General features: G+C 63.3%; 30 protein-coding genes. 29 read left to right on the top strand and 1 reads right to left on the bottom strand.

Going from position 1 to position 21,404, the window contains the following annotated elements; genetic code table 11:
• The 24 genes from rpsS (at window position 1) to guaA (ending at window position 15,843) form a co-directional block, all read left to right on the top strand.
• Window positions 1–279: a 30S ribosomal protein S19 gene (gene rpsS / locus VL973_RS02930; protein ID WP_325282534.1), complete on the top strand. Its 279-nt coding sequence runs from the start codon at window positions 1–3 to the stop codon at window positions 277–279.
• On the top strand, window positions 279–656 hold the full coding sequence (gene rplV, locus VL973_RS02925) for a 50S ribosomal protein L22 (protein WP_325282533.1): 378 nt from the start codon (window positions 279–281) through the stop codon (window positions 654–656). The genes rpsS and rplV overlap by 1 nt, the downstream gene beginning before the upstream one ends.
• A 3-nt stretch (window positions 657–659) precedes the next feature.
• Window positions 660–1,370: a 30S ribosomal protein S3 gene (gene rpsC / locus VL973_RS02920; RefSeq protein ID WP_325282532.1), complete on the top strand. Its 711-nt coding sequence runs from the start codon at window positions 660–662 to the stop codon at window positions 1,368–1,370.
• A 5-nt stretch (window positions 1,371–1,375) separates the two neighbouring features.
• Window positions 1,376–1,807: a 50S ribosomal protein L16 gene (gene rplP, locus VL973_RS02915; protein WP_096343773.1), complete on the top strand. Its 432-nt coding sequence runs from the start codon at window positions 1,376–1,378 to the stop codon at window positions 1,805–1,807.
• 3 nt (window positions 1,808–1,810) lie between these two features.
• The gene (gene rpmC, locus VL973_RS02910; protein ID WP_325282531.1) at window positions 1,811–2,014 is read left to right on the top strand and encodes a 50S ribosomal protein L29; all 204 of its coding nucleotides are present in this window, start codon (window positions 1,811–1,813) and stop codon (window positions 2,012–2,014) included.
• A gap of 13 nt (window positions 2,015–2,027) precedes the next feature.
• The gene (rpsQ, locus tag VL973_RS02905) at window positions 2,028–2,306 is read left to right on the top strand and encodes a 30S ribosomal protein S17 (protein ID WP_325282530.1); all 279 of its coding nucleotides are present in this window, start codon (window positions 2,028–2,030) and stop codon (window positions 2,304–2,306) included.
• Between the two features lie 78 nt (window positions 2,307–2,384).
• On the top strand, window positions 2,385–2,753 hold the full coding sequence (rplN, locus tag VL973_RS02900; protein ID WP_096343776.1) for a 50S ribosomal protein L14: 369 nt from the start codon (window positions 2,385–2,387) through the stop codon (window positions 2,751–2,753).
• Window positions 2,753–3,070, top strand: a complete 318-nt coding sequence (gene rplX, locus VL973_RS02895) for a 50S ribosomal protein L24 (protein WP_325282529.1) — start codon at window positions 2,753–2,755, stop codon at window positions 3,068–3,070. The genes rplN and rplX overlap by 1 nt, the downstream gene beginning before the upstream one ends.
• A complete protein-coding gene (gene rplE / locus VL973_RS02890) occupies window positions 3,063–3,647 on the top strand; it encodes a 50S ribosomal protein L5 (protein WP_325282528.1) in 585 nt (194 codons plus the stop codon). The genes rplX and rplE overlap by 8 nt, the downstream gene beginning before the upstream one ends.
• A gap of 19 nt (window positions 3,648–3,666) precedes the next feature.
• Window positions 3,667–3,972 carry a 30S ribosomal protein S14 gene (gene rpsN / locus VL973_RS02885; RefSeq protein WP_325282527.1) on the top strand — a complete coding sequence of 102 codons (306 nt, stop codon included), beginning with the start codon at window positions 3,667–3,669 and terminating at the stop codon, window positions 3,970–3,972.
• Between the two features lie 12 nt (window positions 3,973–3,984).
• A complete protein-coding gene (gene rpsH, locus VL973_RS02880; RefSeq protein ID WP_325282526.1) occupies window positions 3,985–4,380 on the top strand; it encodes a 30S ribosomal protein S8 in 396 nt (131 codons plus the stop codon).
• Window positions 4,380–4,913 (top strand): 50S ribosomal protein L6, encoded by a 534-nt coding sequence (rplF, locus tag VL973_RS02875; protein WP_325282525.1) that lies wholly within the window; start codon window positions 4,380–4,382, stop codon window positions 4,911–4,913. Before rpsH ends, rplF begins: the two co-directional genes overlap by 1 nt.
• Window positions 4,913–5,269: a 50S ribosomal protein L18 gene (gene rplR, locus VL973_RS02870; protein ID WP_325282524.1), complete on the top strand. Its 357-nt coding sequence runs from the start codon at window positions 4,913–4,915 to the stop codon at window positions 5,267–5,269. The genes rplF and rplR overlap by 1 nt, the downstream gene beginning before the upstream one ends.
• Before the next feature lies 1 nt (window position 5,270).
• Complete coding sequence (rpsE, locus tag VL973_RS02865; RefSeq protein WP_325282523.1) at window positions 5,271–5,984, top strand: 30S ribosomal protein S5; 714 nt, start codon at window positions 5,271–5,273, stop codon at window positions 5,982–5,984.
• 5 nt (window positions 5,985–5,989) lie between these two features.
• Window positions 5,990–6,166, top strand: a complete 177-nt coding sequence (rpmD, locus tag VL973_RS02860; protein ID WP_325282522.1) for a 50S ribosomal protein L30 — start codon at window positions 5,990–5,992, stop codon at window positions 6,164–6,166.
• Between the two features lie 105 nt (window positions 6,167–6,271).
• Complete coding sequence (gene rplO, locus VL973_RS02855) at window positions 6,272–6,823, top strand: 50S ribosomal protein L15 (protein ID WP_325282521.1); 552 nt, start codon at window positions 6,272–6,274, stop codon at window positions 6,821–6,823.
• Window positions 6,824–7,013: 190 nt separating this feature from the next.
• Complete coding sequence (gene secY, locus VL973_RS02850) at window positions 7,014–8,384, top strand: preprotein translocase subunit SecY (RefSeq protein ID WP_325282520.1); 1,371 nt, start codon at window positions 7,014–7,016, stop codon at window positions 8,382–8,384.
• Window positions 8,385–8,415: 31 nt separating this feature from the next.
• Window positions 8,416–9,069: an adenylate kinase gene (locus VL973_RS02845; RefSeq protein ID WP_325282519.1), complete on the top strand. Its 654-nt coding sequence runs from the start codon at window positions 8,416–8,418 to the stop codon at window positions 9,067–9,069.
• 246 nt (window positions 9,070–9,315) lie between these two features.
• On the top strand, window positions 9,316–9,684 hold the full coding sequence (gene rpsM / locus VL973_RS02840) for a 30S ribosomal protein S13 (RefSeq protein WP_325282518.1): 369 nt from the start codon (window positions 9,316–9,318) through the stop codon (window positions 9,682–9,684).
• A gap of 105 nt (window positions 9,685–9,789) precedes the next feature.
• Entirely contained in the window at window positions 9,790–10,179 is a 390-nt protein-coding gene (gene rpsK / locus VL973_RS02835) for a 30S ribosomal protein S11 (protein WP_325282517.1), read from the top strand.
• Between the two features lie 107 nt (window positions 10,180–10,286).
• On the top strand, window positions 10,287–11,354 hold the full coding sequence (locus tag VL973_RS02830; protein ID WP_325282516.1) for a DNA-directed RNA polymerase subunit alpha: 1,068 nt from the start codon (window positions 10,287–10,289) through the stop codon (window positions 11,352–11,354).
• 213 nt (window positions 11,355–11,567) lie between these two features.
• The gene (gene rplQ / locus VL973_RS02825) at window positions 11,568–11,990 is read left to right on the top strand and encodes a 50S ribosomal protein L17 (protein WP_325282515.1); all 423 of its coding nucleotides are present in this window, start codon (window positions 11,568–11,570) and stop codon (window positions 11,988–11,990) included.
• Window positions 11,991–12,073: 83 nt separating this feature from the next.
• Window positions 12,074–14,221 (top strand): prolyl oligopeptidase family serine peptidase, encoded by a 2,148-nt coding sequence (locus tag VL973_RS02820; RefSeq protein WP_325282514.1) that lies wholly within the window; start codon window positions 12,074–12,076, stop codon window positions 14,219–14,221.
• Window positions 14,222–14,286: 65 nt separating this feature from the next.
• Window positions 14,287–15,843, top strand: coding sequence for a glutamine-hydrolyzing GMP synthase (gene guaA / locus VL973_RS02815; RefSeq protein ID WP_325282513.1), 1,557 nt, complete (start codon window positions 14,287–14,289; stop codon window positions 15,841–15,843).
• A gap of 472 nt (window positions 15,844–16,315) precedes the next feature.
• On the opposite strand, the gene VL973_RS02810 is transcribed toward guaA, so the two are convergent.
• Window positions 16,316–17,209, bottom strand: a complete 894-nt coding sequence (locus tag VL973_RS02810) for a LysR family transcriptional regulator (protein WP_325282512.1) — start codon at window positions 17,207–17,209, stop codon at window positions 16,316–16,318.
• Window positions 17,210–17,351: 142 nt separating this feature from the next.
• Between VL973_RS02810 and VL973_RS02805 the strand changes: the two genes are divergently transcribed.
• From VL973_RS02805 to VL973_RS02785, 5 genes are all read left to right on the top strand, one after another.
• Complete coding sequence (locus tag VL973_RS02805; protein WP_325282553.1) at window positions 17,352–18,335, top strand: aldo/keto reductase; 984 nt, start codon at window positions 17,352–17,354, stop codon at window positions 18,333–18,335.
• Between the two features lie 116 nt (window positions 18,336–18,451).
• The gene (locus VL973_RS02800) at window positions 18,452–18,988 is read left to right on the top strand and encodes a nuclear transport factor 2 family protein (protein WP_325282511.1); all 537 of its coding nucleotides are present in this window, start codon (window positions 18,452–18,454) and stop codon (window positions 18,986–18,988) included.
• Window positions 18,989–19,005: 17 nt separating this feature from the next.
• A complete protein-coding gene (locus tag VL973_RS02795) occupies window positions 19,006–20,187 on the top strand; it encodes a (R)-mandelonitrile lyase (protein WP_325282510.1) in 1,182 nt (393 codons plus the stop codon).
• 17 nt (window positions 20,188–20,204) lie between these two features.
• Entirely contained in the window at window positions 20,205–20,843 is a 639-nt protein-coding gene (paoA, locus tag VL973_RS02790) for an aldehyde dehydrogenase iron-sulfur subunit PaoA (protein WP_325282509.1), read from the top strand.
• A partial coding sequence (locus VL973_RS02785) for an FAD binding domain-containing protein (RefSeq protein ID WP_325282508.1) occupies window positions 20,840–21,404 on the top strand: 565 nt, incomplete at its 3' end. The genes paoA and VL973_RS02785, both read left to right, overlap by 4 nt.

Here is a 21,404-nt window from a genome sequence, read left to right as displayed (position 1 = left end):
ATGGCTCGTTCGGTTTGGAAAGGTCCGTTCGTGGAACTCAGCCTTCTGAAGAAGGCAGAGGCCGCGCATGACGCCGGTGGTCGCGGTGGCCCGATCAAGACGTGGTCGCGCCGCTCGACGATCCTGCCGTCGTTCGTCGGCCTGACGTTCAACGTCTACAACGGCCGCAAGTTCGTGCCGGTGTCGGTCAACGAAGAAATGGTCGGCATGAAGCTGGGTGAATTCGCGCCGACGCGCTTCTTCCCCGGCCACGCCGCCGACAAGAAGGGCAAGCGCTGATGAGCAAGCAGAAAGCTCCGCGTCGCGTCGCCGATAACGAAGCGCTGTCGGTCGGCACGCAAATCCGTGGTTCGGCGCAGAAGCTGAACCTGGTCGCGGGTCTGATCCGCGGTCAGAAGGCGGGTGACGCGCTGAACATCCTCAGCTTCTCGAAGAAGGCGATGGCCGAGGATGCGCGCAAGGTGCTGGCATCGGCGATCGCCAATGCCGAGAACAACCACAATCTCGATGTCGACGCACTGGTCGTCGCCGAAGCGAGCGTGGGCAAGTCGATCACGATGAAGCGGTTCCACACCCGTGGCCGCGGCAAGTCGACGCGCATCCTCAAGCCGTTCTCGCGGCTGCGGATCGTCGTCCGCGAAGTGCAGGAGGCCTGATCCATGGGTCACAAGAGCAACCCGATCGGTCTGCGCCTGCAGATCAACCGCACCTGGGACAGCCGCTGGTTTGCCGAGGGCGCTGACTATGGCCGTCTGCTGCTGGAGGATCTCAAGATCCGCCAGTATGTCATGAAGACGCTGAAGCAGGCCGCGATCAGCAAGGTCGTGATCGAGCGTCCGGCCAAGCTGTGCCGCATCTCGATCTATGCCGCTCGTCCGGGTGTCATCATCGGCAAGAAGGGCGCCGACATCGAGAAGCTTCGCAAGAAGCTGGGTTCGATGACCGCGTCGGACGTGTCGCTGAACATCGTCGAGATCCGCAAGCCGGAAGTCGACGCCCGCCTTGTGGCGCAGGGCATTGCCGACCAGCTGGAGCGCCGCATCGCGTTCCGTCGCGCCATGAAGCGCGCCGTGCAGTCGGCGATGCGTCTGGGCGCAGAGGGCATCCGCATCAACTGCGGCGGTCGTCTGGGCGGCGCGGAGATCGCGCGGACCGAATGGTATCGCGAAGGCCGCGTCCCGCTGCACACGCTGCGCGCAAACATCGACCATGCCGAGGCCGAGGCTCACACCGCTTATGGCGTGTGCGGCGTCAAGGTGTGGATCTTCAAGGGCGAAATCCTGGGCCATGATCCACTGGCTACTGATCGCCTGAACCTCGAATCGCAGACTTCGGGCGTGCGCCCGGCGCGCGACGACCGTAGGAACTAAGTCCGATGCTGCAACCAAAGCGCACAAAGTTCCGCAAGGCCTTCAAGGGCCGGATCAAGGGCGAGGCCAAGGGTGGCGCGACCTTGAACTTCGGCGCCTATGGCCTGAAGGCGATGGAGCCGGAGCGGATTACCGCCCGCCAGATCGAAGCGGCTCGCCGCGCGATCACGCGCCACATCAAACGTCAGGGCCGCTTGTGGATCCGGATTTTCCCGGATCTGCCGGTGTCGTCCAAGCCCGCCGAAGTCCGCATGGGCTCGGGCAAGGGTGCGCCTGAATTCTGGGCGGCGCGCGTCAAGCCCGGCCGCATCCTGTTCGAGCTGGACGGCGTGCCCGGCCCGCTCGCGGCAGAAGCGTTCGAGCGTGCGGCGATGAAGCTGCCGATCAAGACCAAGGTCGTGGCGCGCCTCGGCGACACGTCGCACCTGGAGGGTTAATCGATGACCAAGGCAAGTGATCTGCGCGCCAAGAGCGACGATCAGCTCGGCGAGGAGCTGGGCAACCTGAAGCGCGAGGCGTTCAACCTTCGTTTCCAGGCGGCGACCAGCCAGCTGGAAAAGTCGAGCCGCGTCCGTGAAGTGCGTCGCGACATCGCGCGCATCAAGACGCTGCAGACCGAGCGTTCGCGCTCGGACGCGAAGTAAGGAAGGGACCGACATGCCGAAGCGTGTGCTGACCGGGATGATCGTCTCGGACAAGACCGACAAGACGGTGGTTGTCAGCGTGGAGCGGAAGGTCAAGCACCCGCTCTACGGCAAGATCATCCGTCGTTCGAAGAAATATCATGCCCATGACGAGGGCAATGAATATCGCGAGGGCGAGACTGTGCGGATTGAAGAGACCGCACCGATCTCGAAGCTCAAGACCTGGAAAGTGGTTGCGCGGGTCAACACCCATGCAACCCCCGAAGAGGTCGCGGCGGAAGCCAGCGCGTAAGGGCTGCCGCCGGTCCGCCGGCGGTTGTTTCAAGGCGGGGTTGGGTCGGTATCCACCCCAGAGAGAAGGAACGGATCAATGATCCAAATGCAGTCCAACCTGGACGTCGCTGACAACAGTGGCGCCAAGCGGGTTCAGTGCATCAAGGTGCTGGGTGGCTCGAAGCGCCGCACGGCCGGCGTGGGCGACGTCATCGTCGTCAGCGTCAAGGAAGCTGCCCCGCGCGGTCGCGTGAAGAAGGGTGACGTGCATCGCGCCGTCATCGTCCGCACCCGCAAGGATATCCGCCGCGCCGATGGTTCGGTGATCCGCTTCGACGGCAACGCCGCGGTGCTCGTGAACAAGAACGAGGAGCCGATCGGCACCCGTATCTTTGGCCCGGTCGTGCGTGAACTGCGCGGCAAGGGTTACATGAAGATCATCTCGCTCGCGCCGGAGGTGCTGTAATGGCTGCCGCCAAGATCAAGAAGGGCGACAAGGTAGTCGTCCTGTCGGGCAAGGACAAGGGCAAGACCGGTGAGGTCGTTCGTTCGATGCCGCGCGAGGACAAGGTCGTCGTCGCCGGCGTTAACGTTGCCGTTCGCCACAAGAAGCCGACCCAGACTGCGCCGCAGGGTGGTCTGGAACGCTCGGAAGCGCCGCTGCACATCTCGAAGGTCGCCCATGTGACCGCCGACGGCAAGCCGACGCGCGTCCGTTTCGAAATCCGCGACGGCAAGAAGGTTCGTGTCGCCGCCAAGACGGGGGACGTCATCAATGGCTGACACCTACATCCCACGCCTTCGCAAGCTGTATGACGACTCGATCGCCAAGGCGATGACCGAGAAGTTCGGCTATAAGAACGCGCTTGAAGTGCCGCGCATCGACAAGATCGTCCTGAACATGGGCGTTGGCGAAGCGACGCAGGACAAGAAGAAGGTCGAACAGGCTGCGTCCGAAATGGAACTGATCGCTGGTCAGAAGCCGGTCGTGACGCGCGCCAAGAAGTCGATCGCGCAGTTCAAGCTGCGTGAAGGCATGCCGATCGGCGTCAAGGTGACGCTGCGTCGCGAGCGCATGTATGAGTTTCTCGACCGCTTCGTCACGATCGCGCTGCCGCGCGTCCGCGACTTTCGCGGCCTGAATCCGAAGAGCTTCGATGGTCGTGGCAACTATGCCTGCGGCATCAAGGAACAGCTCATTTTCCCAGAGATCAACTATGACCGTATCGAAAAGGTGCGTGGCATGGATGTGATCGTCACCACGACCGCAAAGACCGACGACGAAGCACGTGAGCTTCTGCGTCTCTTTGGCTTCCCGTTCCCGCAAGCGGCGGACGAAGAAGCGAAGCAGGCGGCGTAAGGAAGGAAGAACTTAAGTCATGGCGAAACTGAGTTCTGTGAACAAGAACGAGAAGCGTCGCAAGATGGTCGCGAAGTATGCGCCCAAATATGCGAAGCTCAAGGCGATTGCGAACGACGAGTCGCTCGATGAGACCGAGCGTCTCATCGCACGGCTGAAGATGGCGGAGCTGCCGCGCAACGGCAATCCGACGCGCATTCGCAACCGTTGCGAACTGACCGGCCGCCCGCGCGGCTATTACCGCAAGTTCCGTCTTGCTCGCGTCATGCTGCGTGATCTGGCCAACAAGGGCCTGATCCCCGGTGTCACGAAGTCGAGCTGGTAAGGGATCCAGAAGATGGCATTGACCGATCCCCTGGGTGACATGCTCACCCGCATCCGCAACGGCCAGCGCGCGCGCAAGGACTCGGTCCTTTCGCCTGCGTCGAAGCTGCGGGTCCGTGTGCTCGACGTGCTTCAGCGCGAGGGCTATATCCGTGGCTACAGCGAAGAGCAGATGGGCCCCGCGGCCGGCATCCGCATCGAGCTGAAATATTTTGAGGGTCAGCCCGCGATCAAGCATGTCGCGCGCGTGTCCAAGCCGGGCCGCCGCGTCTATTCAGGTTCGCAGGACCTGCCGCGCGTTCGCAACGGCTTGGGCATCACGATCGTCTCGACGCCCAAGGGCGTTCTGTCCGACGCCGAGGCGCGCGAGCAGAATGTCGGCGGCGAAGTGCTGGCGGAGGTGTTCTGATGAGCCGCATCGGCAAAAAGCCGGTCAGCGTCCCCGCGGGCGTTTCGGCGAACATCGCAGGCGGCGAGCTGAGCGTGAAGGGTCCTAAGGGCACTCTCAACATGCCGCTGGCCGACGACATCAAATATGAAGCCGTCGATGGCGGCATTTCGGTGCAGCCGGCGAACGAGACCAAGCGCGCTCGCGCGTTCTGGGGGATGCAGCGCACGCTGGTGCAGAACCTGGTCACCGGCGTGACCGAGGGTTTCACCAAGAAGCTGCTGATTACCGGTGTCGGCTATCGCGCCAGCACCCAGGGCAAGACGCTCAAGCTGCAGCTCGGCTACAGCCACGACGTCAATTTCGACATCCCCGAGGGGATCGAGATCAAGACGCCCGACCAGACGACGATCGAGATCTCCGGCATCGACAAGCAGAAGGTCGGCCAGGTCGCCGCCGAGATCCGCCGCTGGCGCAAGCCCGAGCCTTACAAGGGCAAGGGCATCAAATACGCCGACGAGTTCATCTTCCGCAAGGAAGGGAAGAAGAAGTAATGAGCAAGGGTCTCTCTCTCTTCGAGAAGCGGCGTCGCCGCAATCGCACCGCGCTGCGCGCGCGGGCCGGTGGCCGTCCGCGGCTGTCGGTGCATCGTTCGGGCCGGCATATCTATGCTCAGGTGATCGACGATACCGAAGGCAAGACGCTGGCTTCGGCATCGAGCCTGGTCAAGGACGGCAAGGGCAAGCTGGGCGCGACCACCGAGGCCGCGGCCGATGTGGGCAAGCGTCTGGCCGAGGCAGCCAAGGCGGCCGGGGTGACGCAGGTTGTGTTCGACCGTGGCGGCTTCCTCTATCATGGTCGCGTCAAGGCGTTGGCGGATGCCGCGCGTGAAGGCGGATTGGAGTTCTAAGATGGCGGACGAGAACAACCAGACCGGAACCCCGGTCGAGGCGACCGCGCCGGATGCGAACACCGGCGCCCCGCGCGGCGGTCGTGGCGGCCGGGGCCGTGGCCCTGGCGGCGGCGACAATCGCGGTCGTGGCGGTCGTGACGGCAACCGTGGTCGTCGCGACGACCGCAACCGTGACGATGGCGGCGAAGAGCTGATCGAAAAGCTCGTTCACATCAACCGCGTGTCCAAGACGGTGAAGGGCGGCAAGCGCTTCGGCTTCGCGGCGCTGGTCGTGGTCGGTGACGGCAAGGGCCGGGTCGGCTTTGGCCATGGCAAGGCGCGCGAAGTGCCAGAAGCCATCAGCAAGGCGACGGCGGCAGCCAAGAAGAAGATGGTCCGCGTGCCGCTGCGCGAGGGCCGGACGCTTCACCATGATGGTCGCGGGCATTTCGGTGCCGGCAACGTTTATGTCCGCTCGGCACCGTCGGGCACGGGCATCATCGCCGGTGGTCCGATGCGCGCCGTGTTCGAAAGCCTTGGCGTTGCCGACGTGGTGACCAAGTCGACCGGCACGTCGAACCCCTACAACATGATCCGCGCCACGTTCGAGGCCCTTGGCGAGCAGACCTCGCCCAAGGCGGTCGCACAGCGTCGCGGCAAGAAGATTGCCGACCTGCTCGGCCGTGGCGGTTCGCAGACCGCCGAGGCCGATGCCGCGGCAATCGTGGAGTAAGCGCGATGGCGACGATCAAGGTGACGCAGACGGGTTCGCCCATCCGCCGGACCAAGGACCAGCGCGCGACGCTGGTCGGCCTGGGTCTTAACAAGATGCACAAAACGGTCGAGCTGGAGGACACCCCTTCGGTGCGCGGCATGGTCCAGAAGGTGCACCACATGGTGTCGGTCGAGGAGTGATCCTCGATTTGACATGACAGAATGAGGGAAGGGGGCTAACGGCCCCCTTCCTGATTTGAACCCTCCGTCTTTTTGGCGCGAACATAGCGAAAGCGAGTGCAAGACATGAAACTGAACGACATCCGCGATAACAAGGGCGCCCGCAAGGAACGCGTCCGCGTCGGCCGTGGCATCGGCTCGGGCCTGGGCAAGACCGCCGGCCGTGGTCAGAAGGGTGCGAAGGCACGCTCGGGCGTTGCGATCAACGGCTTTGAGGGCGGTCAGATGCCGCTCCACATGCGGCTGCCGAAGCGCGGCTTCAACAATCCGTTCGGCAAGGATTACGCCGAGATCAATGTCGGCGCCCTTCAAAAGGCGATTGACGCCGGCAAGCTGGAAACCGGCGCGACCATTGACCAGGCGGCGCTGAACGCTGCCGGCCTGACGCGCGGTGGCACCGACGGTGTCCGTCTGCTGGGCAAGGGCGAAATTTCGGCGAAGCTGAGCCTCAAGGTTGCCGGCGTGTCCAAGGGCGCGCGTGAAGCGATCGAAAAGGCCGGTGGTTCGGTCGAGGTGATCGAGGTCGTTCCGGCCGCAGAAAAGGCCGCGGCCAAGAAGGGCAAGGCTCGCGCCGAGCGCCTGGCCGACAAGGACGCCAAGCAGAAGGCCAACGCCTGACGCAAAGGGGGAGGGGGCCGTTGGGCGCCTTCCCCTTTTTGCCGTTCCGCCCGTTCGCGGCGGTCGGCCCTGGGCGCATTAGCGGCACCCTTGCCGGTTCGCCCATTAGACATCGCGGCGTCACCGCCTATATGCACGTCCGACGCGCGCGAAGGTTCCGCCCGCACTGATTTCCGGGACAGACGACGACATGGCATCCGCAGCCGACAATCTCGCCACCAGCATCAGCCTGTCGAAGTTCGGCAAGGCGACCGAGTTGAAGAAGCGGCTCTGGTTCACCCTGGGTGCGCTCATCATCTTCCGGATGCTGAGCTATGTGCCGCTGCCCGGCGTCGATCCGACGCAGCTCAACCTGCTGGCGCAGCAGACGCAGGGCGGCGTCATGGATTTCTTCAACACCTTCTCGGGCGGTGCGCTTGAGCGGATGTCGATCATCGCGCTGGGGGTCATGCCCTATATCACCGCGTCGATCGTCGTTCAGCTCGCCACTTCGCTGTCGCCGCAACTCGCCGCAATCAAGAAGGAAGGCGAGAGCGGCCGCAAGCGGCTGAACCAATATACCCGTTACGGCACGGTCGGTCTGACGGCGATCCAGGGCTGGTTCATCGCCGTCGGCCTGGAAGCATTCGGCGCCTCGGCCGGGGCGCAGGCCGTGGTGGAGCCGGGGATGGTGTTCCGCATCGGCGCGGTCATCTCGCTCATCGGCGGCACGATGTTCCTGATGTGGCTGGGCGAGCAGATCACCAGCCGGGGTATCGGCAACGGCATCTCGCTCATCATCATGGCGGGCATCGTCGCGCATCTGCCGACCACATTGGTGCAGTTGTTCGAGGGCAGCCGCACCGGCACCGTCGATCCGGTCCGCCTGATCGGGATCATCGTCGCGATTGCCGCGCTCGTGCTGTTCATCTGCTTCATGGAGCGTGCTCAGCGCCGCATCCTGATCCAGTATCCCAAGCGGCAGACCGCGCGCGGCGTGCAGGCCGAGCGCAGCCATCTGCCGCTCAAGATCAATACCGCGGGCGTGATTCCGCCGATCTTCGCTTCGTCGCTGTTGCTGATGCCACTGACGATCAGCCAGTTCGCCGGCCAGAGCGTCGGCGCGAGCGGCGGTGGCTGGTGGAACGACGCGATGATCGGGCTGAACCAGTATCTGACGCATGGCAGCCCGGTTTACATGGCGCTGTATGCGGCGGGGATCATCTTTTTCTCGTTCTTCTACACCGCCGTGGTCTTCAACCCCGAAGAGACGGCTGAGAACCTCAAGCGTTATGGCGGCTTCATCCCCGGGATTCGTCCCGGCAAGAACACTGAGGCCTATTTCGACTATGTGCTGACGCGCATCACCGTGATCGGCGCGGCGTATCTGACGATCATCTGCCTGCTGCCCGAATATCTGGTTTCGGCGCTCAGCATCCCCTTCTACCTTGGCGGCACGAGCCTGTTGATCGTGGTCAACGTAACCATGGACACGGTGACGCAGATCCAGTCGCATCTGCTGGCGCACCAGTATGGCGATCTAATCAAGAAGGCCAAGCTGAAGGGCGGTCGCGTCCGCTGAGGCGGGCGCCGTTTTGGAGGGGGTAGTAAAGGTGGACATCATCCTTCTTGGGCCGCCGGGGGCGGGCAAGGGCACGCAGGCCAGCCGCCTGGTCGCCGAACGCGGCATGGTGCAGCTTTCGACCGGCGACATGCTGCGCGCCGCGGTCAAGGCGGGGACGCCGACCGGGCTTGCGGCCAAGGCCGTGATGGAAGCCGGCCAGCTGGTCTCCGACGAGATCGTGTCGGGGATCATCGGCGAACGGCTTGACGAACTGGGTTCGGAGCCGGGCGTGATCTTCGATGGCTATCCGCGCACGGCGGCGCAGGCGGCATCGCTGGACGAACTATTGGCGGCGCGCGGTCGCAAGCTCGATTATGTGATCGAGCTGGTCGTGGACGAAGAAGCGCTGGTCGAGCGCATCACCGGCCGGTTCACCTGCGCCAAGTGCGGTGAAGGCTATCACGACACGTTCAAGCAGCCCTCCGTCGAGGGTGTTTGCGATGTTTGCGGGTCGACAGAGTTCAAACGCCGACCGGACGATAATGCCGAAACGGTTCGCACGCGCATGGCCGAATACCGTGCCAAGACCGCGCCGATCCTGCCGCATTACGAAGCCAACGGCCTTGTCAGGCGGATCGACGGCATGGCCGACATCGCGCATGTGACCGCTGCGATCGAAGCGATACTTGGTCCGCGCGATTGAGCGAGCATTGCCGGATGGGCGTGGTTCTCACGCCTGATTCTGAAAATAGTTCCACGTGTTAACGCTTGACAGCGACCGACTCGCTTGACAGGGGCGCCGGCCCGCCCTAACTGACGCCTCTTCCGAAACCGCGGTGGACCGGCGGCGCGCATTTCGCGACCGCCGCTGACGTGCGTTTCGGACTAACGCGAAGAGATAGCGGGGCGCTGCCATGCGCCTTGCTGTGGAGCTGGGAGAATAAGGTTCATGGCTCGTATTGCGGGTGTCAACATCCCGACCAACAAGCGCGTCGTTATCGCGCTTCAGTATATTCACGGCATCGGCCCGACAAAGGCCAAGGAAATCACCGAAAAGCTGGCGATCACGCCGGAGCGTCGGGTGCAGGACCTGACCGACCAGGAAGTGCTGCAGATCCGCGAGACGATCGACGCCGACCACACGGTGGAAGGTGATCTTCGTCGTGAGACGGCGATGAACATCAAGCGCCTGATGGACCTGGCCTGCTATCGCGGCCTGCGCCACCGCAAGGGCCTGCCGGTTCGCGGCCAGCGCACGCACACCAACGCGCGCACCCGCAAGGGCAAGGCGAAGCCGATCGCGGGCAAGAAGAAGTAAAGATCGTCCGGGGGACGATTTTCATTTCTTCTCCGTCGGGGACAGGTTCGAGGCAGACCGCCTCCCGGCCTCCGCACCAAGACAAAAGGTCAGGACACCGTTTCAATGGCACAAGCACCGCAGCGCATTCGCCGTCGCGAGCGCAAGAATATCACCGCCGGCGTCGCCCATGTGAACGCCAGCTTCAACAACACCATGATTACCATCACCGATGCCCAGGGTAACGCCATTTCATGGTCGTCGGCCGGCATGATGGGCTTCAAGGGCAGCCGCAAGTCGACTCCCTATGCCGCGCAGGTCGCAGCCGAGGACGCGGGCCGCAAGGCCGCCGAGCACGGCGTCCGCACGCTGGAAGTTGAAGTGAAGGGTCCGGGTTCGGGTCGCGAATCGGCGCTGCGCGCGCTGCAGGCGGTCGGTTTCCAGATCACGTCGATCCGCGACGTGACGTCGATCCCGCACAACGGCGTTCGTCCGTCGAAGCGTCGTCGCGTCTGATTTGATTATCGCGTCGCGCGGCGGCTCGTGGCCTTGTGCCCGCGCCGCCGCGCGACGCCGCGTTTCGGCGGGAAGCGCCCCGTTCCCGCCCAACTCAGGGGAAGCCCGTGTCTGTCAACGCAAAGAACTGGCAGGAACTCAAGAAGCCCAACGGCCTCGAAAAGAAGTCGGGCGGCGATTCAAAGCGGAAGGCGACGTTCGTTGCCGAACCGCTTGAGCGCGGCTTTGGCCTGACGCTCGGCAATGCGCTGCGTCGCGTGCTGTTGTCGTCGCTTCAGGGTGCCGCCGTCACGTCGATCAAGATCGAGAACGTCCTTCACGAGTTCAGCTCGCTGACGGGCGTTCGCGAGGACGTGACCGACATCGTCCTGAACGTCAAGCAGATCGCCATCCGTATGCAGGGCGAAGGCCCCAAGCGGCTGCAACTGTCGGCCACCGGCCCGGCAGAGGTGAAGGCCGGCGACATCGCCGTGTCGGGCGATATCGAGGTGATGAACCCCGAACTGGTGCTGTGCCATCTGGATGACGGCGCGACGCTGAACATGGAACTGACCGCCGATACCGGCAAGGGCTATGTCCCCGCCACGGCGAATCGTCCGGCCGATGCGCCGATCGGCCTGATCCCGGTCGATGCGCTGTATTCGCCGGTGCGCCAGGTCAGCTACAAGGTCGAGAATACCCGCGTCGGGCAGGAACTCGATTACGACAAGCTGACGCTTTCGGTCGAAACCGATGGCACCGTGACCCCGGACGATGCACTGGCCTATGCCGCGCGCATCCTTCAGGATCAGCTGTCGCTGTTCGTCCATTTCGACGATTCGGCAATGACCCGCGCCGCACCGGTCGCCACCGGCGGCATCGCGGCGCCCGCTGCCGAGACGCCGGGCGACACTGCGGCGATCAACCGCAACCTGCTCAAGAAGGTCGACGAGCTGGAATTGTCGGTTCGTTCGGCCAACTGCCTCAAGAACGACAACATCATCTATATCGGCGATCTGGTTCAGAAAACCGAGGCGGAGATGCTGCGGACGCCCAATTTCGGCCGCAAGTCGCTCAATGAGATCAAGGAAGTGCTGTCGGGCATGGGCCTTCGCCTCGGTATGGAAATTCCGGGCTGGCCGCCCGAGAATATCGAGGAAATGGCCAAGAAGCTCGAACAGGAAATCATGGGCTGAATCGCATCGGGCTAGCGTTCGCTAGCCCGAAGACGATGAAAGCCCGGACGGCGGTGCCGCAAGGCGCCGTCCGACGAGGCGGCTTTGCCGCGTCGGCCCGTTGAATGAGGGGCTTCGGTCGAGACCGGAGCGACGAACTTGGGGTGGCCCTTACGTCCCACCTGGCTCGGGGTTCCGTAAGACGGCCCCCTGACGAACGAGAAGGAAGATATCATGCGTCATAAATATGGTGGCCGTAAGCTGCAGCGCACCTCGGCTCATCGCACCGCGCTGTTCCGCAACATGTCGGCCGCGCTCATCAAGCATGAGCAGATCACCACGACCGTCGCCAAGGCGAAGGAACTGCGTCCCTATGTTGAAAAGCTGGTGACGCTGGCGAAGAAGGGCGGCCTGTCGAACCGTCGTCTGGCCCATGCCCGCCTGCTTGACGATGCACAGCTTGCCAAGCTGTTCGACGTTCTGGCCGCGCGCTATGCCGACCGCAACGGCGGTTATACCCGCATCATCAAGGCTGGTCCCCGCGCTTCGGACGCGGCGCCGATGGCGATCATCGAGTTTGTCGACCGTGACGTGTCGGCCAAGGGTCAGGATTCGGGTCCGGTCATGACCGACGAGGATTTCGACGAAGCGGCCTGATCGCTCGATCGACCCCATGGTTGCAAGAAAGGCCGCATCCCGTCAGGGTGCGGCCTTTCTTGTTTCATCGGAGACCAGTTTCGATGCGTCGCGCGCTTGCCCTCTTGCCGCTGTTGTTTGCGGCCCCCATTCACGCCTTTCAATATCCCCGGACGGAGACGCGCGACACCGTGGCTGCCATCACCTATCCCGCGACCGATACGGTCGATGCGACCGAAACGCTGCATGGCGAAAAGGTCGCGGACCCGTATCGCTGGCTCGAAAACGACGTTCGCAACGATCCCAGGGTCGCGGCCTGGGTCGCTGCCCAGAACCAGGTGACGGACCGCTATCTTGCGACGCTGCCCGGCCGCGACGCGTTCAAGGCGCGATTGACCCAATTGTTCGACTACGAACGCTTCGGCGTGCCGGAGAAGAAAGGCGGGCGTTATTTCTACAGCCGCAATTCGGGCCTTCAGAACCAGGCGGTGCTGTATGTCCGCGACAGCCTGGACGGTGAGGGCCGCGTGTTGATCGACCCCAATGGCTGGTCGAAGGACGGTGCGACCGCGCTCAGCGAATACGCGCCGTCACAGGATGGCAAGCGGCTCGTCTATGGCATTCAGGATGGCGGGTCGGACTGGCGTACGGTGCGCGTGCTGGATGTCGATACGGGTCGGGTGCTGCCCGATCAGGTCAAATGGGTGAAGTTCTCGAACCTCGCCTGGGCCAAGGACGGCTCGGGTTTCTATTATTCGCGCTTTCCAGCCCCGGCGGCCGACCAGCAGTTTCAGGCGCTGAACGAAAATCAGGCGGTCTATTTCCACAAGCTGGGGACCGCGCAGGACGCAGATCGACTGATCTATTCGACGCCGGAAACGCCCCGGCGCGGGCATTCCGCAGAAGTCAGCGACGATGGCCGCTATCTGGTCGTGACCACCAGCGAGGGCACCGACAACCGATATGAGGTCACGCTGGTCGACCTGACCGCGCCGGCGGCGAAGCCGATCAAGCTGGTGCAGGGGCTTGAGAATGAATGGAGCTATGCCGGCAATCGCGGCACGACTTTCTACTGGCTGACGAACAAGGATGCGCCGCGTTCGCGCGTGGTGGCGATGGACATCGCCGACCCGGCGGCCATCCGCGACGTGGTGCCGCAGGATCAGGCCGTGCTGGAAAGCGCGCGGACGATCGGCGGCGAACTGGTGCTGTCCTATCTGGTCGACGCCAAGAGCGAGGTGCGCCGCTATTCGCCCGATGGCCGGATGCTGGGCAGGATCGCGCTGCCCGGCATCGGCACCGTCGCCGGCATTTCGGGCGATGCCGATGATGCCGAGGCCTTCTATGCCTTCACCAGCTTCAACGTGCCGACCACCATCTATCGCTATGACGTAAAGGCCGACCGCGCCGACGCATGGGCGACGCCCAAGGTGGCGTTCGACCCGTCGCGCTATGCCGTCGAACAGCGTTTCTACAATTCCAAGGACGGCACCCGCGTGCCGATGTTCGTGGTGCGGCGAAAGGACGTGACCGGCCCCGCGCCGACTGTCCTGTGGGGCTATGGCGGGTTCAACATCAGCTATACCCCGGCTTTCTCATCCGCCCGGATCGCCTGGCTGGAGCAGGGCGGCGTCTTTGCGCTCGCCAATATTCGCGGTGGCGGCGAATATGGCAAGGCGTGGCATGATGGCGGACGGCTTGCCAACAAGCAGAATGTGTTCGACGATTTCATCGCGGCGGGCGAGTATCTGATCGAACAGGGCGTGACGAAAAAGGATGGGCTGGCGGTTCAGGGTGGGTCGAACGGCGGCCTGCTGGTCGGCGCCGTCGTCAACCAGCGCCCCGACCTGTTCGCCGCCGCGCTGCCCGCCGTCGGCGTCATGGACATGCTGCGCTTCGACCGGTTCACCGCCGGGCGATACTGGGTCGATGATTACGGCTATCCGGCCAAGGCGGAGGATTTCAAGATCCTGCGCGCTTATTCGCCCTATCACAATGTCCGGGCGGGTCAGACCTATCCGGCGATCCTGGCGACGACGGCGGATACCGACGACCGCGTGGTGCCGGGGCACACCTTCAAATACACCGCGATGCTGCAGGCGTCCGATATCGGTCCCAAACCCCATCTGGTCCGCATCGAAACGCGTGCGGGCCATGGTTCGGGCAAGCCGACCGACAAGATCATCGAGGAAACCGCCGACCTCTACGCCTTTGCCGCCAAATGGACCGGGCTTGAGGTCAAGGCGCAGTAGCAATCGCGCGGGGGAAGGGGCGTCAGGCTCTTTTCCCCGCCGCCCGGTGCGGCTACAGCCCGGCCATGCAGACCCCGTCGCAATCCATCCTCATCATCGACTTCGGCAGTCAGGTCACCCAGCTTATCGCGCGCCGCGTGCGCGAAGCGGGCGTCTATTCCGAAATCGCACCCTTCACCACGGCTGAGCCCGCGTTCGAGCGGATGAAGCCCGCCGGCATCATCCTGTCGGGCAGCCCGGCGTCGGTGCTGGACGACGGCAGTCCGCGCGTGCCGCAGGCTATTTTCGATTCGGGTCTGCCAATCCTGGGCATTTGTTACGGGCAGCAGGTGATGATGCACCAGCTGGGCGGCGCGGTGCAGGCGGGCGATTCGGGCGAGTTCGGCCGCGCCTTTATCGAGATCGGCGACGGATGCGCGCTGTTCGACGGCATGTGGGCCGAACGCGAAAGCCATCAGGTGTGGATGAGCCATGGCGACAAGGTGACGGCACTTGCTCCCGGCTTCCGCCCGGTCGCCGCAAGCCCCGGCGCGCCCTTTGCCGTGATCGCCGACGACAACCGCCGTTATTATGCGATGCAGTTCCACCCGGAGGTGGTGCATACGCCCGATGGCGGGCGGCTGCTCGCCAATTTCGTGCGGCATGTCTGCGGCTGTCCCGGCGACTGGTCGATGGCCGAGTTCCGCGCCGCCAAGATCGAGGAGATCCGCGCCCAGGTGGGCACCGGCCGCGTCATCTGCGGCCTGTCGGGCGGCGTCGATTCGGCGGTGGCGGCGGTTTTGATCCACGAAGCGATCGGCGACCAGTTGACCTGCGTGTTCGTCGACCATGGCCTGATGCGTGCGGGGGAGGCCGATCAGGTCGTCAGCCTGTTCCGCGGCGCCTATAATATCCCGCTCGTCCATGTGAATGCCGAGACGCTGTTCCTGTCGGGCCTGGCCGGGGTCACCGATCCTGAGGTGAAGCGCAAGTTCATCGGCAAGACGTTCATCGACGTGTTCGAGGACGAGGCGCGCAAGATCGGCGGCGCCGAGTTCCTCGCCCAGGGCACGCTCTATCCTGATGTGATCGAAAGCGTCAGCTTCACCGGCGGCCCGTCGGTGACCATTAAGAGCCATCACAATGTCGGCGGCCTGCCCGAACGCATGAACATGAAGCTGGTCGAGCCGCTGCGCGAACTGTTCAAGGATGAAGTGCGGGCACTTGGCCGCGAGCTGGGCCTGCCCGACATCTTCGTTGGCCGGCATCCGTTTCCCGGTCCCGGCCTCGCCATCCGCATTCCCGGCGAAGTAACGCGCGAACGCTGCGACATTCTTCGCAAGGCCGATGCCATCTATCTCGAGGAAATCCGCAACGCCGGGCTGTATGATGCGATCTGGCAGGCGTTCGCCGTGTTGTTGCCGGTGCGGTCGGTCGGCGTGATGGGGGACGGGCGGACCTATGACAATGTGCTGGCGCTGCGTGCCGTCACTTCGACCGACGGCATGACGGCAGAGGCGTTCGGTTTCCCCGGTGACTTCCTGCCCCGCGTGGCCACCCGCATCATCAACGAAGTCCGCGGTATCAACCGCGTCACCTATGACTATACGAGCAAGCCCCCCGGCACGATCGAGTGGGAGTGACGGATACAAAACTGTGGCAATAGCGTAGTTTTGGCGGCGGTTTTCGCCGTCCTCTAATAGCAGTTCTCGTCTATCTTGGGTCTGCTATCGGCCGTTCTACTCAGTTGTTACTTCGGTCGATCTGCGCACCTATCCTAGAAATGTAAAGCTACGCCAACGGGTGGGAGTGCTCTGGCGTAGAATGGCGCGCAAAACGGCGATTCGTAAGCCATTCCGGCCCTCTTCCGTGCCGATGCGCGGATCCGCAACCTGCCATTCGCTCACCAAACTCCGAGCTGTGATCCGGAAAGACCAACATTGGGGACATTCCTGCCCGGCAGCTATTAGAAGTCCCGCAGCGATTAGCTGCCGAGTGCTATGGCGCCAGCTGTCCCGAAAACCATCAAAATGGTAATGATCTACGGTTCCCAGAACCCGTATTTAACGGATTTCCGGGACGTAGAGATTCCCGTCATCCTACGGCCTTTATCCATTAGGTTCGATAACGCAGCGCTTCGAGCACTAAACTGAATGCAGGGGATCGCTGTCTTCGGCTAGGATAATAGAGGTAGTAGCCATCGAACGGTTCGCACCAATCCTCTAGCACTCTCACGAGTGAGCCAGAGGCGAAGTGGCGGTCAACGTGGCCCTCAACCGTGAACGCGATACCGCGTCCAGCCAGTGCAGCGGCGACGATCATGTCAGCGTCGTTGAATACGAGCTGGCCTTCCGTTTTGACCTTTAGCTCCTTGCCGTCGCGTTCAAATTCCCAAGCGTATAAGCCGCCCGAAGTCGCCATTCGGAGACTGATGCAATTGTGCTTTGCCAGATCGTAGGGGGTCTGAGGCGTCCCATGCCGTTCTAGATAGCTTGGTGCCGCGAACGCGGCCATGCGCAGCTTGGGGCTGATAGGCAGCGCGATCATATCCTGATCCAGTCGCTCGCCTAGCCGAACGCCAGCGTCGAACCTGCCGCTGACGATATCAACAAGGCCGCTCTCAATACTGATTTCGACATGGATATCGGGATTTTCAGCGGTCAGTCGATCGATGACCGGCCAAAGCACGGCTCGCGCTGCATGGGCGCTGGATGTTATCCTGACGTTGCCGGCAGGACGCTCGCGAAGCTCGGTCAGCGATGCCAGCTTGTCATCAATCTCCTCGAGGGCAGGTCGCAGTGTTGCGATCAGACGCTCACCGGCTTCGGTAGGAGCGACGCTCCTCGTCGTCCGGGTCAGCAATCGGAGACCCAGCTTTGCTTCCAGGCGGCGCATCGTATGACTGAGCGCCGACTGCGAAATGCCGAGTTTTGCCGCAGCTTTAGTGAAACTGCGCTCCTCCGCGACGGCTAGAAACATAGCCAGATTGCCTAGCTCTTCACGTTGCATGTCAGGGCAGCACCAAGGGTTTCATGACAATGTGTCATAGACCTAAGCGATTTACCCTGTCTAATTCCCAGAACCGCTCCGAGTTACATTGCGATCATCGTGGCCCGGCGTGTGACCATCGGGCCAGACGAGGATTTTGATGATGCAGAAGCGCGTATTGGGCCGCAGCGGCCTTGAGGTGTCAGTCGTTGGGCTCGGGTGCATGGGACTTAGCTATGGCTACGGCCCGGCTACCGATCGCACGGAGGCGGTTTCGCTTCTCCGCGCGGCGCACGATCGTGGTGTTACCTTCTTCGACACGGCCGAAGCCTATGGGCCGGGGGACAATGAAGAGGTCGTCGGCGAAGCACTGGCACCGGTTCGCGATCAGGTGGTGATCGCCACCAAATTCGGGTTCGAGAACGGCAAGCCGAGCGACGGCTTGAACAGTCGTCCCGAGCGTATCCGGCAGGTCGCGAACGAGGCGCTGTCCCGGCTGCGTACCGATCGAATCGACCTTTTCTATCAGCACCGTGTCGATCCGAACGTGCCGATCGAGGACGTGGCTGGAACGGTTCGCGACCTGATTGCTGAGGGCAAGGTCAAGTATTTCGGTATGTCGGAAGCCGGACCGGACGCGATCCGTCGCGCCCACGTGGTGCAGCCCGTGGCGGCTCTTCAGAGCGAGTATTCGATGTTCTGGCGTGAGCCAGAGGCAGTGATCCTGTCGCTTCTGGAGGAGTTGGGGATCGGCTTCGTGCCGTTCGCACCGCTCGGGAAGGGCTTTCTGACCGGCCGGCTGAAGGCTGACACCAAGTTCGCGCCCGATGACTTCCGCAGCACCGTGCCACGCTTTCAGCCGGATGCGATGGCGGCGAACCAGGCGCTGGTCGATCTGGTCACGACGATCGCCAGCGAGAAGGGGGCAAAGCCCGCGCAGGTCGCGCTTGCATGGCTGCTCGCACAGCGTCCGTGGATCGTACCCATCCCCGGCACAACCAAGCTCCACCGGCTGGAGGAAAACCTAGGCGGTGCCGATCTGGCGCTGACCGATCAGGACTTGGCGCGCATCGCCGACGCTCTGTCGGGGATTGAAGTTCTTGGCGAGCGCTATGCGGCTTCGCATCAGCAGTTCGTAAACCGCTGACACCGAGATCCGGCGATGGTGAAGTAGCTCGCCGAACGGAAGCGCTGATCGTCAATTCCAGGCTGATGTTCCAGCATCAGTCTGCCTTCTTTCAACCTCGTGCGGGAGCAGTTGTTATGGACATTCGATCGACCAAGGGAATGAAGCGGCTTGGCCTGCTAGGTGCTGTCGCCATGTCAATGCTGCCTATGCAGCCGTTGCTCGCGCAACAAACGCCGGCCCCGCCCACGGAGACGATCAAGACGGCTGCCACGCATACCCCGACCGAGCAGCAGGTCATCGACCTGTCGAAGACCAAATGGGACTGGATGGCGGACAAGAAGGTCGACTCCCTCGCGACGCTCTTCGACGATCGGGCCATGTTCACCCATATGGGCGGAACGTGGGGAAAGACGCAGGAACTCGCCACCATCCAGAGCGGTGGCATCTGGTACAAGAAGGCGTCGATCTACGCGGTTAATGTGCGGGTGTTCGGCAACACTGCGATCGTGCTGGAAGACCTTGACCTGGAGGCCGTGGTCGGCGGCCGCACCGTCACCAATCCTTTCATGGTCACGGAAGTTTACAACAACCAGGATGGCAAGTGGCGCCTGTCCCAGCTCACCTTCTCGCGTCTCGTTCGGCCAGTGAAGACGGGCGCTGACGGCGATTGATCTCAACCGGGATCAGGATGGGAGACGAGATGATGAAAGTCGCTTCTGCAACCGCTGCCGCGCTGGCGATGGCCGTGCCGGTCGAGGCGCAGGAGCGTCCGTCGGTTGCGCCCAGGAACATGCAGGCAATCGCGCCGGCCTTGGCTGGCTATACGGACCGGGTGCTGTTCGGCGACGCGTGGGTGCGTCCCGAACTGGCCCCGCGTGACCGTAGCATCGTCACCCTGTCCGTGCTTATCGCAACGGGCAAGGCCGCGCAGATGACGAGCCATCTTGGTCGTGGCCTCGATAACGGCGTCAAGCCGTCCGAGGTCGCCGGCATGGTGACGCAGCTCGCCTTCTATACCGGGTGGCCGAACGCCGTTTCGGCCTTGAACGAGGTCGAGAAGGTATTTGCCGCACGCCATGTCGATCTGAAGCCGCTTGCAGTGGTGCCTCCGGCCACCGCACCGCTCCCCGGCTCCGATCCGGCGCGTGCCGCGACCGTCGACAGGACGCTCGCTCCGATCGCACCCAAGCTCGCGCAGCTTACCAATGACGTCGTGTTCGCCGACTTGTGGCGACGCACTGACTTATCGCCCCGCGACCGTAGCCTCGTCACCATCGCCGCGCTTTCCGCAGGCGGTGATGGCGACCAGCTCGCCTTCCATGTCCAATATGGCCTCGAAAACGGGCTGACGCAGCCGCAGATCGTTGAGGCGCTGACCCATCTCGCTTTCTACGCCGGGTGGCCGAAAGCGAACGCCGCCATCGGCGTCGCGAGCAAGGTATTCGCCAAAAAGGAGGATGCCGCCATGTCAGAGGTTCAGGTCATCCATCCCGGCCATGAGCCGAAGTCCGGTCCCGCCGACTATTTCACCGGCAGCGTGTCGGTCGCATCACCATTCAAAGGCACCGGCGACGCGCGCCTTGGCGGTGCGACGGTTACGTTCCAACCGGGCGCGCATACGAACTGGCACACGCACCCGCTGGGGCAATTGCTGATCGTCACCGCTGGACACGGATGGGTCCAGGTCGACGGCGAGGCCGCAAAACCGATCGCGACCGGCGACACCGTGTTTATCTCGCCGGGCGTCAAGCACTGGCATGGTGCAGCTCGCGATAGCGCGTTGACCCATGTGGCGGTGTCGGAAGCGCAGGACGGTACGTCCGTGACGTGGCTCGAGCCGGTCGCCGACGACTTATACAACAAGCTGTAACGGGAGAGACGGCGATGATGAGCGAGATGGAGATGTCGAGGCGAGGTGTTCTCGCCGGCAGCGCCGCAGCGGCTGCGCTGGCAGCGGCCCCGCAAGTGGAAGCACAGCCCGCAAAAGCGGCTGCGCCCGCGACTATGCCGGTATCACTCACCGTCAACGGCAAGCGTCGTGACCTAAACCTCGACACGCGCACGACGCTGCTCGATGCGTTGCGCGAGCATCTGAAGCTCACCGGCACGAAGAAGGGCTGCGATCACGGGCAGTGCGGAGCCTGCACCGTCATCGTCAACGGCGAGCGGATCAATTCCTGCCTGAGCCTCGCCGTCCAGCATCAGGGCGACGAGGTGAAGACGATCGAAGGGCTGGAGACACCCGACAAGCTCCACCCGATGCAGGCCGCGTTCGTTCGTCATGATGGCTATCAGTGCGGCTATTGCACGCCGGGCCAGATTTGTTCGGCCGTCGCGGTGCTAGACGAGATCAAGCGCGGCGTGCCGAGCCATGTCCAGGCCGATCTTTCGGCGCGGCCGCAGCCAACCAACATCGAAATGCGCGAGCGGATGAGCGGCAACATCTGCCGTTGCGGTGCCTATTCGAACATCGCCGAGGCGATGGCGGACGTCGCGGGAACCGCCAGCAAGGAGATCGGGGCATGAAGCCCTTCACCTATGAGCGCGCGAACACGCCGGCGGAAGCCGCGGCCGCTGTTGCCCGTCAGCCCGGAGCGAAGTTCATCGCCGGCGGCACCAACCTGCTCGACCTGATGAAGCTGGAGATCGAGACGCCCCGGCATCTGGTCGACGTCCAGGACCTGAAGCTCGACCGCATCGAGCCGACAACGGATAGCGGCCTGCGGATTGGCGCGCTGGTCACCAACACCGCGCTCGCTGCCGATACGCGCGTCCGCCGCGATTACGGCGTGCTGACCCGCGCGATCGTGGCAGGAGCTTCCGGCCAGCTTCGCAACAAGGCGACCACGGCGGGCAACCTGCTTCAGCGGACCCGCTGTCCCTATTTCTATGACCCCAACATGCCCTGCAACAAGCGCAAGCCGGGGTCGGGCTGCGCTGCGATCGGCGGCTACTCGCGTCAGCTCGCCGTGATCGGTTCGAGCGACCAGTGCATTGCCACCTATCCCGGGGATATGGCCGTGGCGATGCGCGTGCTGGATGCGAACGTGGAGACGGTCAAGGCAGATGGCACGACCCGCGCTATCC

The sequence above is a fragment of the Sphingomonas sp. genome, from assembly GCF_035490575.1.
Classification (GTDB): domain Bacteria; phylum Pseudomonadota; class Alphaproteobacteria; order Sphingomonadales; family Sphingomonadaceae; genus Sphingomonas.
This window is presented reverse-complemented; position numbering and strand designations above follow the sequence as displayed.